Here is a 15,269-nt window from a genome sequence, read left to right as displayed (position 1 = left end):
GGCGCCGCCGGGTCCCGCCTCGTAAGAGATCGATATGAGTGAGGGACCTCAGCGCCGGATCGTCGTCGTAGGCGGCGGCACGGCCGGGTGGATGACGGCTGCGGCGCTTGCGCGTTTTTGCGTTCCGCAATTTTCAGTGACGCTGGTCGAATCCGACGAGATCGGCACTGTCGGCGTCGGCGAAGCCACGATTCCGCACATCGTCCTGTTCAATGAGGCGCTGGGCATCGATGAGGCCGAGTTCCTCGCTGCGACGGGCGCGACGTACAAGCTAGGCATCGCCTTTGAAGGTTGGGGCGCGAGCGACCAGGCCTATGTGCACGCATTCGGTCAGGTCGGACGCGGCATCGGCCTGCTCCCGTTCCATCATTACTGGCTGAGAGCCCGGTCACTCGGGTTCGCCAAGCCGTTCGGTCATTATCTCCTCAACACCATCATCCTTGCCGGGGATCGCTTCGCGCACATCAGGCGCGAGCCAGGCAACCCGCTGCCGCCCGTGCCATACGCCTTCCATTTCGATGCCTCGCTCTATGCCCGCTTCTTGCGTGGTTATGCCGAGCAGCGCGGCATCACCCGCCAGGAGGGGCGGATCGTTGCCGTCAACCGGCATCCAACCAGCGGCGACATCAGCTCGGTGACTCTCGCGAACGGCGCGCAGATCGAAGGCGATTTGTTCGTCGATTGCTCTGGCTTCCGGGGTTTGCTGATCGAGCAGGAACTGGAAGCGGGATTCGACGACTGGACCCAATGGCTCCCATGCGATCGGGCAACAGCGGTCCCCTGCAGCAGTGTTCAGCCGGTCACGCCCTACACCAGGGCGATCGCTCGCAAGGCAGGATGGCAATGGCGGATTCCATTGCAGCACCGGATCGGAAATGGCCACGTACACTGTTCGCGCCACATCAGCGAAGATGAGGCGACTGCGATCCTCTTGTCCAATCTCGACGGAGAGCCAATGGCCGAGCCGCGCACCTTGCGGTTCACGACCGGGCGCCGGCGCAAGGCATGGGTCCGAAACGTCGTCGCCATCGGTTTGTCTTCAGGCTTCATCGAGCCGCTGGAGTCCACCAGCATCCATCTTATCCAGACGGGAGTGAACCGCCTTCTGGAACTGCTTCCGGCCGGCGAGATCAGTGAGACCGCGAGGGACAGCTTCAACGCGCGCTCCGCGTTCGAGATGGAGCGGCTGCGTGACTTCGTCATCCTCCATTACCATGCCAACGGACGCCAGGACGAACCGTTCTGGGACGAGCTTCGGACCATGGAGCTCCCTCAAAGCCTGCGGCAAAGGATCGACCTGTTCCGTCAGTCTGGCGGGGTCTTTCCCAGTCTCGACGAGCTGTTCGATCTTCGCGGTTGGGTTCAGGTGATGATCGGTCAGGGCATCATTCCCGAGCGTTGGCATCCGCTGGCCAATCAGATCGAGGAAGAGAAGCTTCGCCAGTTCCTCGAAATGACCGAACAAGCCTACATCCGCGAGGCCGAGGGACTGCCGGATCATGGCGCCTATGTGTCAAGATTCGCGCCTATGGCATCCAATGAAATTCCTGCAGGAGCAAACGCGTGAAGAGGAGTTTGTTGCTTCTATGCTTCGGAATCGCCGGGCTTTGCGGCGGCCAGGCCCAAGCCCAGACATATCGTGACCGCTTGCCAGAGGACGAGGTCATCTACTTCGTCCTTCCCGATCGGTTCGAGAACGGTGACACGACCAATGACAAAGGCGGTCTCAAGGGCGATCGCCTGGCGACAGGTTTCGATCCGGCCCACAAGGGCTTCTTCCACGGGGGTGATCTCAAGGGGCTGATCAAGCGGCTCGATTACATTCAGGGGCTCGGGGCAACCGCGGTCTGGGTTGCGCCCATCTTTCAGAACAAGCCGGTCCAAGGCCCACCGGGGCAGGAAAGCGCCGCTTACCACGGCTATTGGATCACTGATTTCACGCGGGTGGATTCTCATCTTGGCAGCAACGCCGACTTCAAGGCGCTGGTCGACGCAGTCCATGCGCGCGGGATGAAATTCTACATGGACATCGTCGTGAATCACACGGCCGACGTCCTGTATCCGGCCGAGTGCGCGGGGCAGGGGCAATGCCCGTATCGAAGTATCGCTGATTATCCCTACCAGCGGCGCGGCGGCATCGCTGGCGCAGCGATCAACTCGGGCTTCGACGGGATCAACTTCGATGCCCTGAAGGATCCGAACTACGCCTACACGGTCCAGGTGAAACCGGCGGAGAAGGACATCAAGGTTCCCGCCTGGCTGAACGACCCCATCTATTATCACAATCGTGGGGACACGACGTTCAGGGGCGAGTCCAGCCAAATGGGCGACTTCGTCGGTCTCGACGATGTCTTCACCGAGCACCCGCGCGTCATCGATGGCATGATCGAGATCTACGGCGCCTGGATCGACAAATATGGCGTCGACGGATTCCGCATCGATACGGCGCAGCACGTCAATCCGGAATTCTGGCAGAAGTTCGTGCCGGCGATGCTCGAGCGCGCAAAGGCGCGAGGCATTCCGAACTTCCACATCTTCGGCGAAGTCGCGACGAGCGAAATGGACCCGGCTCATACCGCAGTGAACACGCGCGTGGACAGGTTGCCGAGCGTCCTCGATTTCCCGTTCGCGCGTGCCGTCGTCGATACGGTTGCAGGCAAGGCCGGAACCGACGAACTCGCCAGGCTATTCCGGGGCGACGCGCTCTACGAAGGCGGGCCTTCGGCAGCGCTGCAGCTGCCGACGTTCCTTGGCAATCACGACGCCGGCCGGTTTCCGATGCTGCTCAAGATGTTTGGATACCAGGGCAGTGACGATGAGCTTCTGAAGCGCTCCATGCTCGGCCATGCGATGCTGCTGACCCTGCGCGGCGTTCCGACCATCTACTCAGGCGACGAGCAAGGGTTCGTCGGGAAGGGTGGCGACCAGGATGCTCGGCAGGACCTGTTTGCCTCCAAGGTGACGACCTACAACGAGGGTAAGCTTCTTGGCACGGCCGCGACGACTGCGCAGGTGAACTTCAATACCGATCACCCGATTTACCGAGAGATCGCGACACTCTCGCGCATCCGGACCAGCAACGCCGCGCTGACCCGGGGGCTGCAGACGATCCGTTATGCGCAAGAGAAGCCAGGGCTGTTTGCCGTGTCCAGGTTCGATCCGGCCTCCGGCCGCGAGATGCTGCTTCTGTTCAATACATCGAACGAGCCCGTGGAGCAGAATGTTCGCGTCGAAACCCGGTCGGCGGAGTTCGAAACACTGGCCGGAACATGCGCTCCCAAGGCATCCGCGCCCGGAAGCGTTCGCGTGACCCTGCCTGCACTCGGCTATGCGGTGTGCAATGCTCGCTGACGAGGCGCGTACCGAAAATCGGGTTGCAACGTCGCAGCCGTGGTGGCGCGGCGCCGCGATCTATCAAATCTATCCGCGCAGCTTCGCGGATTCGAACGGTGACGGTGTCGGCGACCTGCCGGGCATCGCGGCCAAGCTCGACTATGTTCGCGATCTCGGCGTCGATGCGATTTGGCTGTCGCCCTTCTTCACCTCGCCGATGCGCGACTTCGGATATGACGTTGCCGACTATTGCGATGTCGATCCGGTGTTCGGGACTCTTGAGGACTTCGACGATGTCGTCGAGCGGGCGCATTCGCTTGGCCTGAAGGTCATCATCGACCAGGTCTATTCGCATACGTCCGACCAGCACGGCTGGTTCAAGGAAAGCCGGTCGAGCCGCGAGAATCCGAAGTCCGACTGGTACGTCTGGGCCAACGCTAAGCCCGACGGTTCGCCTCCGAGCAACTGGCAGTCGGTGTTCGGCGGGCCGGCGTGGACCTGGGACGGTCGCCGCGGTCAGTATTACCTGCACAATTTCCTGACCGAGCAACCGGACCTGAACCTGCACAACCCGGCGGTGCAGGATGCCATTCTCGATGCCGCGCGTTTCTGGCTCGATCGAGGGGTCGACGGCTTCCGCATCGACGCAATCAATTTCGCGATGCACGATCCCGAGCTACGCGATAACCCGCCAGCGCCGAACGGCACGAAGCGGACGCGGTCGTTCGATTTCCAGCAGCACCTCTACAACCAGTCTCACCCGGACATCGTGGGCTTTCTCGAGCGCTTGCGCCGGCTGACCGATGGATACGGTGACCGCTTCACGCTTGCTGAAGTTGGCGGCGATCACGCATTGTCGGAAATGCGCGCATTCACAGAAGGCGATGCGCGTCTGAACAGCGCTTACGGCTTCGACTTTCTCTATGCCGAAGCGTTGACCCCCGAACTCGTCGCGCACGTCGCCCGGGACTGGCCGGAGGGCGCGGGCTGGCCAAGCTGGGCCTTCGAAAATCACGATGCTCCGCGCGCCATCTCACGCTGGGCAACGGACGAAAACCGCGACCAGATCGCCCGCTTGAAGATGCTGCTCCTCGCGACGCTGCGCGGATCGATCATCCTGTACCAGGGTGAAGAGCTGGGACTGCCGCAGGTCGACGTCCCGTTCGAACGGCTTCAGGATCCGGAAGCCATTGCCAACTGGCCGAACACGCTTAGCCGCGACGGCGCGCGGACACCGATGCCCTGGACGTCGAACGCACCGCAGCTCGGCTTCTCGACGGGTGAGTCTTGGCTTCCAGTGGGCGATGCACATCGTGAGCTGGCCGTCGATCGGCAGGAATCGAACAGGGGATCGCTTCTTCAATTCACCCGCGACTGCCTGAAGCTCCGCCATTCCCATCCGGCGCTGCGCCATGGGTCGATGAAGATACTGCGGGCGGACGAGCAACTGCTTGTATTCGAGCGAGCGAAGAATGGTTCGCATATCCGCTGCACTTTCAACTTGTCTGAAAAGGAATTGAGCCACGCTTCCGCCGGCAAGGGGATTGCGCTCGCTGGCCATCTCGACGCCGGAACCCTTGGTGCTTACTCGGGGGTGGTCGAGGAGATTTCATGACCCTGTTCCGTCTGGCTTTTGCGTTCCTTCTCTGCCTCATCGCCATTCCAGCCGCCGCTCAGGACGTGGCCCAGGCCGCGTCAGGTTCAAAGATCGTCGCCAGTGCGACGTCTCCGTCCAAAGTCCTGCAGGTCGACGTGACGCTGAGCCCGGAGGGCCGCGTCGGCTATGTAATTTCGCGGTCGGGCAAGCCGGTGATTTCCGACAGCCGGCTCGGCTTTCTCTTCACCGATGCACCCGAGATGCTGCGCAACTTCGTGTTTGCAGGGCAGTCGTCGCGAAGCTTCGACGAGACTTGGGAGCAGCCGTGGGGCGAGTACCGGACGATCCGCAATCGCTACAACGAACTCACAGTCAGCTTCGATGAGAAGAACTGGGACAAGCGGCGCATGAGTGTCGTGTTCCGGGTCTTCGACGACGGCGTCGGCTTCCGTTACGCACTCCCGCAACAGGCGAAGCTCACTCGCGCGAACATCGCCGAGGAGCTCACCGAGTTTACCATCGCCGAGCCGGGCGAGGCCTGGTGGGATCCCGCGTTCGAATGGAACCGCGAGGAATATGTCTACAACCGAACGCCGATCGAGCAGATCGGTACGGCGCAGACCCCGTTGACGATCCGCACTGCGAGCGGGCTGCACTTGTCGTTCCACGAAGCCGCGCTGGTCGACTATTCGGCGATGAACCTGCGCCGCGTTGGCGGCCGTACGCTGAAAGCGGTGCTGACGCCGTCCTCGATGGGTCCAAAGGTCAGCCGCGACACGCCGCTTGCGACGCCTTGGCGGGTGATCTTGATCGCACCCGACGCTCCGTCGCTTTATCGCTCCGCGCAGATCATCCTGAACCTCAACGAGCCCAACAAGATCGGCGATGTCAGCTGGTTCAAGCCCGAGAAGTATGTCGGCATCTGGTGGGACATGCATCTCGACCGGAAGACCTGGGAGTCCGGTCCCAAGCACGGCGCGACGACCGAATATACGAAGCGCATGATCGACTTCGCCGTCAAGAATGGCTTCGGCGGCGTCCTCGTCGAAGGATGGAACAAGGGGTGGGACAAGAACGGCGACTATGAATGGTTCGCCAACGGGTCGGAATTCAGCTTCACCGAGGCCTACCCCGATTTCGATATCGAAGAGCTGGCGCGATACGCGAAGTCGAAGGGCGTCGGTCTGATCGGTCACCATGAAACCGCCGGCAATATCGTGAATTACGAGAAGCAACTCGGGCCGGCGCTCGACCTCTACCAGCGCCTCGGCATTCACGCGGTGAAGACCGGCTACGTCGCCGATGCGGGCGGCATCCAGGCGCTTGGGCCCGACGGCAAGACCCACTTCGAATGGCACGAAGGCCAGACGATGGTGAACCATCACCTGAAGGTCGTCACCGAAGCCGCCAAGCGGCAGATCGCCGTCAATCCGCACGAGCCGGTCAAGGACACCGGCCTTCGCCGTACCTATCCCAATTGGGTCTCCCGCGAGGGCCAGCGCGGCATGGAATACAACGCCTGGGGCGAGCCCAAGAACCCGCCGGAGCATGAGGCGAACCTGGTGTTCACGCGGCTGATCGGCGGACCGATGGATTTCACGCCGGGCGTGCTGAGCCTGACCGGCAAGAACAACACGCCGATCCTCTCGACGCTGGCGAAGCAGCTGGCACTGTATGTGGTGATCTACTCACCGATCCAGATGGCGCCGGACCTCATTGAGAATTACGAGGCCAATCCAAAGACCTTCAAGTTCATCAAGGACGTCGCTGTCGACTGGGACGACACGCGGATGCTTGCAGGCGAGGTCGGGGATCTCGCCGTGTTCGCCCGCAAGGCGCGGGGCTCGGACATGTGGTTCATCGGAGCGGTCGGCGATGAGCAGGAACGCCGCTTCGACGTTGCGCTCGATTTCCTGAAGCCAGGCAAGACGTACCGCGCGGAAATCTACCGCGACGGTGACGATGCCGATTATCGAACGAACCAGCGTTCGATCGCGATCGAACAAAGAATTGTCACAGCCAAGGATCGCATGGCACTGCGGCTCGCCCCGGGCGGCGGCGCGGCAGTCCGGTTCGTCCCGCTCCGCTGATGCTCCGCGTTCTTGCCACGGCATTGCTATTGCTGGTTAGCGCGCCGGCGATCGCGAAGGTCGGTGCAGGGACTCTCGTCGAACTGGGCAGCGTTCAATCCCGATATTCCGACCCTCGCCGAGTCACCGTCTGGCTGCCAGACAGCTACCGTCCGAACGGCCCCCGCCATGCTGTGCTCTACATGCACGACGGTCAGAACCTGTTTGATCCGGAAACCGGCTACGGCGGTTCGGAGTGGAAGGTTGACGAGGTTCTCGATCGCCTGATCCGGGAGAAGAAGGTTCGCCCGACCATCGTCGTCGCCATCTGGAACACGCCGAAGAGGCTGCGCGAATATGTGCCGTCCAAAGCGTTCGGACGCCTGCCGGCGCAATATATGGACCGGGTTCGCGGCCTCTACGGCGGGGATCCTCTGTCGGACGGCTACCTGCGATTCATCGTCCAGGAGTTGAAGCCGGCGATCGACAAGAGATTCCGCGTGAAGACCGACCGCGTGAATACGGCGATCATGGGGTCGTCGATGGGAGGGCTGATCTCGCTCTACGCGATCGACGAGTATCCCAAGGTGTTCGGCGGAGCTGGAATGCTGTCCACGCACTGGCCGCTGTTCCTGCCCGCCGATGGCGGCAAGTCGATCAGCGATGACGAGTATGAGATCGTCTCGTCAGCCTTCGAAGGCTATCTCGCGGCCGCTTTGCCGAACCCGAATACGCATAGGCTGTACTTCGACCATGGCAGCGAAACGCTCGATGCCATTTATGCGCGCTATCAGAAGCGCATCGATGCAGTCGTCGCCAAGCGCGGCTACCGGCGTGACCGCAACTGGATCAGCAGGAACTTTCCCGGCCAGGCGCACAACGAGGCCAGCTGGGCATCCCGCGTGGAGATTCCTCTCCAGTTCCTTTTGCCAGCGGAGAAATGAAGGCTGGTGCCGCTTGGGGGACTCGAACCCACGACCCCATCATTACGAATGATGTGCTCTACCAGCTGAGCTAAAGCGGCATGCCGTCTCGTCAGGCCGAACCCGGCCTCGGAAGCGGCGCTCGCCCTAACAGCGCGTTCCGAGCGCGGCAAGCCCGAAGCGCCCGGCGCTTACCTGAACAGATAGGGTTAACGTTTTCTTCAAGCTTCACCCGCATTTTCCGCCTTGCCGAATTGTGGGGAGTAGGCCGAGGGGCATGGACAGTTATCGCGAGCATCCGAGCGACTTCGACACTTCGTCGATGTCCGAGGACTCATCGTCCGATCAGGCGAACGTCGACATCGGTTCCGATGAGCGGCGGATGCACGTCCGCGCTTACAACTACTGGGTCTCCCTGCTCGACGGCCGTGACTATCCTTCCATCGAGGACCTCGAGCCGGGCGAAGTCAGCGACTTTGCCGCCAATAGCGTCCTCCTCGATTTCACCGCTGGCCGCGACAACCCGGCGACTCCCTACATTGGCGCTGCCGTGCGCGAGGAGTGCGGGCTTGGCGAGGGCATCCAATCGATCTCTGAGGTTCCCAGCCGCTCCCTGCTGTCGCGCCTGACCGATCATTACCTTCAGATCATCGCCAACCGCGCGCCGATCGGCTTCGAGGCCGAGTTCGTGAACCAGCGCGAGGAGCCGATTTGCTATCGCGGCATCTTGATGCCGTTTTCATCCGACGGCGACACGATCGACTTCATCTACGGCGTCATCAACTGGAAGCGCGCTGCAATCGCGTTGGACAAGCAGCCGATCGCAGCCGCCGTTGCAGCGAACGACTTCGACCTGGAAGAGGACGACGAGCTCCTCCTCGAAGAAGCTGTCGAGAGCGACGAAGAGCTGGTTCTCGAAGAGACTTATAGTCCGGGCGAGGAGCCTGCTCCGGAGGCGCCGACCGGCCGAATCCATTTCGCCTGGGAAGACGGCCCGCTCCATGATCCGGATTCGGACGAGGACATGCCGGAGATCGTCCTCGACGAAAATGCAGGGCTGGCCGATCGCCTGTGGGCCGCGCGCGAGACCGCCGATGCGGTTAAGGCCGCGGACGGCCGCAGCCGCTCCGCGCTCTATCAGGCGCTGTCGAAGGCCTACGACTTTGCCCTGGCTGCCGAGCGCGAACCGGACGACTATGCCGAGCTGCTGGAGGAATCCGGCATGAAGGCGCAGGCGCGGGCGCCGATGACGCCGATCGTGAAGCTCGTCTTCGGAATCGACTACGACAAGGCGCGTCTGACGGAGTTCGCCGCAGCCCTGGCCTACGGCCGCCGGCAGGACGTCGAGCAGGGAGGCTTCCTCAAGTTCATTGAGAGCCAGGTCGGCGGCCTCAAGGCCCTCGTTGCCGCCGAACGCCAGGCGAAGCGTCCGGAGCCGAAAGTGGACACCAGGTCCGAAGCGGCGAAAGCGAAGCTTCGCGAAGCCACTCCGATTGCGCTCGAGACCGTCGCGTCCGAATCCGAGTTCGCACTGGTGCTCACCCGTCGCCGCGTCGATGGCGGCGTCGATCCGGTGGCGTTGGTCGACGACGAAGCGATGGTCGAAAAGGCCATTCGCCGCGCCGGCCTCTGATTTTCCAGACTTAGTTCAAGATCAGGACCAGCCGGGGTTGTCCCCCTTGGAAGGGCAGGTCTATAGGCCGCGAGCATCGCACGTCTGCGGAGCCAACCGATTTCATGACCGCCCATATGCGCCTCGCGAGGCCTCTTGTTTCGTCCATTCGTAAGGCGCTGACGCAGAATGCGTTGCCGGAGGAAACGGAGGGCCTGACCTCCGCGACAGAGCGGGATGCTGCCGAGTTCCTCGCCGCCGTGGGGGCGCGCCGCAAACGCGGCGAAGTCGCGATTTCCATCGAATCGACGGGCGGTGAAGCTGGGCACAGGCGGATGCGGATCGGCATCGTCAACGACGACATGCCGTTCCTGGTCGATTCGGTCGCCAACGCGATTGCGCGGCAACAGCTGACCATTCACCGCTTGTTGCATCCCGTCGTCTGTGTGGAACGCGACAAGGACGGAAAGCTGAAGTCGGTCGAGCCGCTGTGCGGCGACAAGGATCGCCGCGAATCCCTGATGTATATTGAGCTCGACCGTACCCACGCGCGCGGCCGGCGCGAGCTTGTCGATGACCTCAAGACCGTGCTGTCGGACGTCAAGGCCGCAGTCCGCGACTGGCCGAAGCTACAGGCCAAGATGCGCGAAGACGCGGCGAAGATCGAAGAGCCGGAAGGGCGTGCGCTCCTCGAATGGTTCGCCGACGGAGCCATGACTTTGCTCGGCTACGAGGTCGAGCGCGCGACGGGACAGCCGACCGATGTGCTCGGCATCTTCAGCATCCCCGGCGCGCCGACCGATGAAGGCGGCGCGCTTGGTGCAATGCGCTATTTCGAGGCCGGCGGCTCCGTTCCCCTCATGGCGAAGGCCGAGCGCAAGTCGAGCGTGCACCGCCGCGTACCATTGGACCTGGTTGTCGTGCCGATCCGAGAGAAGGGCAAGGTCGCGGGAATCGGGGTCCATGCCGGCTTATGGACGAGCCAGGCGCTGACATGGCCCGCCGAAGAGGTGCCGCTGGTCCGTGAACGGCTGCTGCAGCTGGACAAGGACTTCGGCTTCGATCCCAAGGGGCATAGCGGCAAGGCCCTGCGTCATGCCGTATCGTCGCTCCCGCGCGACCTCCTCGTCAGCGTCGACTGGGACTCGCTTCGAGCGCTGGTGATGATGGCCATGTCGCTGGCCGATCGGCCGCGGCCTGCGCTGCTGCTGGTCCGGAGCATCCTTAAGGGACAGCTGTTCACCTTCGTCTGGCTGCCCAAGGAAGACCTCAACACCCAGCGCCGCGAAGCGATCGCCGCGATGATGGAGGAAGTGGTCGGCCGGGCGATCACCAGCTGGTCGTCGGAGACGGGGGAAGGCGACCTCGCCCTGATCCGCTACACCCAGTACATCGACAATGACGCCCCGACGCCGGACGCGCGAGCGCTCGACGACCGGCTCAACCAGATGGTGCGCGGCTGGGCGCCGGCGGTCGAAGAGGCGCTCATCGCAAGCGTTGGAGCGCCCAGGGCGACCCGGCTCACGCTGACCTATGCCGGTGGATTCTCCGACAGCTATCGAACGCGCACGCGCCCGGAGGAGGGCGCGGAGGACATCATGCGCCTGGCGGCGCTTGGCGGTTCCGACGATCGCGGCGTGCGCCTGTTCCGCCGGCCGAACGACGAGCCCGGCCAGCTGCACATCAAGACCTACCGCCGCGGGTCATTGATTCCGCTTTCGGAAGCCGTGCCCGTGCTGGAGAATTTCGGCTTCCGGGTGCTCGAGGAAATGCCATCCCAAGTCGGCACCGAAGGGTCGCTCAGCTTCATCCACGACTTCCGCCTGGAACTGCCCGAGGGCGATATCGACGCGATCCTGGCAAGGGCGAGTGAGATCGAAGCCGCAATTTCCAGCGTCTTTAGCCGGGAGGCGGAGGACGACGAATTCAACCAGCTCGTCCTCTTTGCCGGCCTCGATACGCAGCCGGTGGTCTGGCTCCGATCCTGGTTCCGCTATCTGCGCCAGACGGGGAGCTCCTTCGGCTTGGTCACGGTCGTCGATGCGCTTCGCCGCGCGCCCCGAGCGACAGCCGCGCTGGTCGGTCTCTTCACCGCGCTTCATGACCCGACCGCCAAGCGGAATCGTGTCACCAAGGCGGACAACCTCCGTCAGCAGTTCGACCAGGCCCTGACCGCGGTGCGCTCGATCGACGACGATCGCATCCTTCGCCGCCTGCGAGCGCTGGTGGAGGCTGTCCTTCGCACCAACGCCTTCTCGCAGAAGGCCGACGAGGCGCTGGCGTTCAAGATCAACTCGTCGTTGGTCCCCGGACTTCCTCGCCCGGTGCCGTGGCGCGAAATCTGGGTGTACAGCCCACGCGTCGAGGGCGTTCACCTGCGCGGCGGCCCGGTCGCCCGCGGCGGTCTTCGCTGGTCCGATCGCCGCGACGACTTCCGCACGGAAATCCTCGGCCTGATGAAGGCCCAGGTGGTGAAGAATGCGGTCATCGTTCCGACCGGAGCGAAGGGCGGCTTCTATCCCAAGCAGCTGCCGCCCGCTTCCAACCGAGACGCCTGGTTCGCGGAAGGGACGGAGAGCTATCGGATCTTCATCCGGTCGCTTCTGTCGATCACCGACAACATCGTCGAAGACAAGGTCGTTCACCCTGAAGGCGTGGTCATCCACGACGGCGAGGATCCATACTTCGTCGTCGCGGCCGACAAGGGAACGGCAACCTTCTCCGACGTCGCCAACGCGCTTGCGCTGGAGCGCGGCTTCTGGCTCGGCGATGCCTTCGCGAGCGGCGGCTCCTATGGCTACGATCACAAGGCGATGGGCATTACGGCCCGCGGCGCATGGGTGTCGGTCCAGCGCCACTTCCTCGAAATGGGAATCGACGTCCAGACTGATCCGATCACGGTCGCTGGAGTCGGCGACATGTCGGGCGACGTGTTCGGCAACGGCATGCTGCTGTCGAAGGCGATCAAGCTGGTGGCGGCCTTCGACCACCGCCACATCTTCATCGACCCCGACCCCGACCCGGCGTCGAGCTGGGAAGAGCGCGACCGGATGTTCAAGCTGCCACGGTCCAGCTGGGACGATTACGACCGCAAGAAACTCTCCAAGGGTGGCGGAATCTACCCGCGCACCCAGAAGTCGATCGAGCTCAGCGCGGCGGCCAGGCAGGCCATCGGGATCGATTCTTCGATTACCGACCCCGCCGCGATCATGAACGCGATCCTGAAGGCGCAGGTCGACCTGCTGTGGTTCGGCGGCATCGGCACCTATGTGAAGTCGTCGCTGCAATCGAACGTGGATGTCGGCGATCCGGCTAACGACGCGATCCGCGTTGATGGCATCGAAGTGCGGGCAAGGGCGATCGGCGAGGGCGCCAACCTCGGCATCACGCAGGCCGGACGCATTGAATTCTCGGAGAAGGGCGGCCGGATCAACACCGACTTCATCGACAATAGCGCGGGCGTCGACTGCTCCGACAAGGAAGTGAACATCAAGATCCCGCTCAACCGGGAGATGAACGAAGGCCGGCTGGCGTTTGAAAAGCGCAACGCCCTGCTCGTGAAGATGACGGACGATGTCGCCGAGATCGTGCTGGAGGATAACCGCCTCCAGACGCTGGCGCTTTCGATCGCCGAAAGCGGCGGCGCTCGCGCGCTGCCCGGTTACGTGCGGACGATCGAGTTGCTGGAGTCTGCCGGCCGCCTCGATCGCAAGGTTGAGGGCTTGCAGGGCAGCGAAGAGTTGCTCCGTCGCGGCCAGGAGAACCGCGGCCTGACGCGGCCGGAGTTGGCCGTCGTTCTGTCGATGTCGAAGCTGGCGCTCCAGGACGCCGCAGAAAAGCTCAAGCTCGCTGACGACAAGGTCGTCGAAGGAGAGCTTTACGAAGCCTTCCCGGCACCGATGCGCAAGGCGCACGCCAGCGCCATTCGCGCTCACCGGCTCCGCAACGAGATCCTTGCGACCCGGGTCGCCAACCGGCTCGTCAATCGCCTTGGCCCCAGCGCAGCGCTCGACCTCACCGAGGAAGAGGGCGCGTCGCTTGCGCAAGTGGTCGCGGCTTTCCTGGTTGCCGAGAAGCTTCTCGATCTGCCCAAGCTGTGGGCCGAGATCGAGGAGACGCCTTTGCCGGAGATGGTTCGCGTCGAACTGTTCTCGATCGCGGCAAGCAGCGTCCGCAATCACATTTCGGACATCCTCCGCTCGGTCGGTGCGGAGACAAGCGTGTCCGCCATGTGCAAGCTGCTCGAACCGGGGGTTCGCAAGATCTCCGCGGCGGCGGCAAAGCTGATCCGGTCGGAGGTGCGCAACGAAGCGGCGGCGCGGCGCGAGCGGCTGCTTTCGCTTGGCGCGACCGATGACATCGTGAAGGGTCTCGTTCGCCTGTTCGAGCTGGACGGCATCTTCGGCCTGGCCGCGCTCGCTGCGCGCAAGAAGCTCGACGAGCTTGCCTTGGCCCGGGCTTACACCACGCTCGGTGAAGCGTTGGGGATCGACTGGGCGCAGCAGCAGATCGCGCGGTTCATGCCCGCCGACCAGTGGGAGCGCTTGCTGACGGCCGGGCTGGCTCGCGACTTCGAGCAGCTTCGGATCGACTTCCTGTCACGCATGCGCAGCAAGGATTCGGATGCGGCGGTCGAGGAATGGGTCTCGGCTCAAGGCGCCAGGCTGGAGCAGTTCCGCAACCTGATCGCGCGTGCTCGGACCGAGGGCTCTGTCAGCGCGTCCATGCTGGCGCAGATTGCGTCCCAGGCGCGGATCCTGCTCGCCCGCTAGCGAGCGTTGACGAACAGCCATTGCCTGACCGCCGAGGTCAGGTTCGGAATGGGCCGCGTTTCCAGCCGCGAAGAGTCGATCTCGGCGATCAAGGCGCTGAGCGGCTGTCCTGCCTCGGCCGCGGCTTGCTCCAGCGCGGCCCAGAACATGGGTTCGAGGCTGATGGAGGTCTCGTGCCCGGCGATCGTGACTGATCGTTTGACGGGGCGACCGAAACCTCCCGCCTCGGCCATCAGTACATGTGCTGCCCGCCGTTGATCGACAACGTCGATCCGGTGATGAAGCCGCCATTCTCGTCGACCAGGAAGGACACGCCGCGAGCAATTTCGTCGGCGCGGCCAAGCCGGTTCACCGGGATGCGGGCGACGATCTTCGCAAGCACGTCCTCGGGAACCGCAGCGACCATGTCGGTGTCGATATAGCCAGGTGCGATGGCGTTCACCGTCACACCGGAGCGCGCGCCTTCCTGTGCCAGCGCCTTGGTGAATCCGTGAATGCCCGACTTGGCGGCGGCATAATTGACCTGCCCGTACTGGCCGGCCTGCCCGTTGATCGAGCCGATGTTGACGATGCGGCCGTAACCGCGGCCGGTCATGCCTTCCCACACGGCCTTGGCCATGTTGAAGCAGCCGCCGAGGTTCGTATCCATCACCTCCTGCCACTTCTGGTGGTCCATGCGCTTCATCGTTGTGTCGCGGGTGATGCCGGCGTTGTTGACGAGCACGTCGACCGGGCCGACCTCGGCCTCGACCTTGGCGACGCCTTCCTGGCAGGCTGCGTAATCGGAAACGTCCCATTTGTAGGCGGGGATTCCGGTGCGCTCCGTAAACTCGCGAGCGCGCTCTTCATTGCCCGCATAATTGGCAGCGACTTTCATGCCCTGGTCGCGAAGCGCGACGCTGATCGCCTCGCCGATGCCACGGGTACCGCCGGTCACAATTGCAACGCGCGCCATCTATCTCT

9 protein-coding genes and 1 tRNA gene are annotated in these 15,269 nt (G+C 63.3%); 7 read left to right on the top strand and 3 right to left on the bottom strand.

The window, feature by feature from the left end:
* Positions 1-34: 34 nt before the first annotated feature.
* From ABD928_RS07040 to ABD928_RS07020, 5 genes are read left to right on the top strand one after another with little or no spacing between them, the layout of a single operon-like run.
* On the top strand, positions 35-1,567 hold the full coding sequence (locus tag ABD928_RS07040; protein ID WP_187715706.1) for a tryptophan halogenase family protein: 1,533 nt from the start codon (positions 35-37) through the stop codon (positions 1,565-1,567).
* A complete protein-coding gene (locus tag ABD928_RS07035; protein ID WP_425569690.1) occupies positions 1,564-3,351 on the top strand; it encodes an alpha-amylase family glycosyl hydrolase in 1,788 nt (595 codons plus the stop codon). Before ABD928_RS07040 ends, ABD928_RS07035 begins: the two co-directional genes overlap by 4 nt.
* Positions 3,341-4,948, top strand: a complete 1,608-nt coding sequence (locus ABD928_RS07030; RefSeq protein WP_345167415.1) for an alpha-amylase family glycosyl hydrolase — start codon at positions 3,341-3,343, stop codon at positions 4,946-4,948. Before ABD928_RS07035 ends, ABD928_RS07030 begins: the two co-directional genes overlap by 11 nt.
* The gene (locus ABD928_RS07025) at positions 4,945-7,020 is read left to right on the top strand and encodes a glycoside hydrolase family 97 protein (RefSeq protein ID WP_187715707.1); all 2,076 of its coding nucleotides are present in this window, start codon (positions 4,945-4,947) and stop codon (positions 7,018-7,020) included. Before ABD928_RS07030 ends, ABD928_RS07025 begins: the two co-directional genes overlap by 4 nt.
* A gap of 23 nt (positions 7,021-7,043) precedes the next feature.
* On the top strand, positions 7,044-7,943 hold the full coding sequence (locus ABD928_RS07020) for an alpha/beta hydrolase (protein WP_345167411.1): 900 nt from the start codon (positions 7,044-7,046) through the stop codon (positions 7,941-7,943).
* 4 nt (positions 7,944-7,947) lie between these two features.
* Here ABD928_RS07020 and ABD928_RS07015 read toward each other — a convergent pair.
* A tRNA-Thr gene (locus tag ABD928_RS07015) sits at positions 7,948-8,023 on the bottom strand.
* 176 nt (positions 8,024-8,199) lie between these two features.
* Here ABD928_RS07015 and ABD928_RS07010 point away from each other — a divergent pair.
* Positions 8,200-9,555, top strand: coding sequence for a PAS domain-containing protein (locus tag ABD928_RS07010; RefSeq protein WP_187715709.1), 1,356 nt, complete (start codon positions 8,200-8,202; stop codon positions 9,553-9,555).
* A 104-nt stretch (positions 9,556-9,659) separates the two neighbouring features.
* Complete coding sequence (locus ABD928_RS07005; protein ID WP_345167408.1) at positions 9,660-14,306, top strand: NAD-glutamate dehydrogenase; 4,647 nt, start codon at positions 9,660-9,662, stop codon at positions 14,304-14,306.
* Here the strand turns inward: ABD928_RS07005 and ABD928_RS07000 are convergent.
* Together ABD928_RS07000 and phbB are read right to left on the bottom strand one after the other, a co-directional pair.
* On the bottom strand, positions 14,303-14,539 hold the full coding sequence (locus tag ABD928_RS07000; protein ID WP_187715710.1) for a ribbon-helix-helix domain-containing protein: 237 nt from the start codon (positions 14,537-14,539) through the stop codon (positions 14,303-14,305). The two genes, ABD928_RS07005 and ABD928_RS07000, sit on opposite strands and share 4 nt — an antisense overlap.
* The gene (gene phbB / locus ABD928_RS06995) at positions 14,539-15,261 is read right to left on the bottom strand and encodes an acetoacetyl-CoA reductase (RefSeq protein ID WP_187715711.1); all 723 of its coding nucleotides are present in this window, start codon (positions 15,259-15,261) and stop codon (positions 14,539-14,541) included. The genes ABD928_RS07000 and phbB overlap by 1 nt, the downstream gene beginning before the upstream one ends.
* Positions 15,262-15,269: the final 8 nt, after the last annotated feature.

The organism is Sphingomonas daechungensis (assembly GCF_039543105.1).
GTDB classification, from domain to species: Bacteria; Pseudomonadota; Alphaproteobacteria; order Sphingomonadales; family Sphingomonadaceae; genus Sphingomicrobium; species Sphingomicrobium daechungense.
The sequence above is the reverse complement of the archived record's forward strand: the minus strand, read 5'-3'. Positions and strand labels throughout refer to the sequence as shown.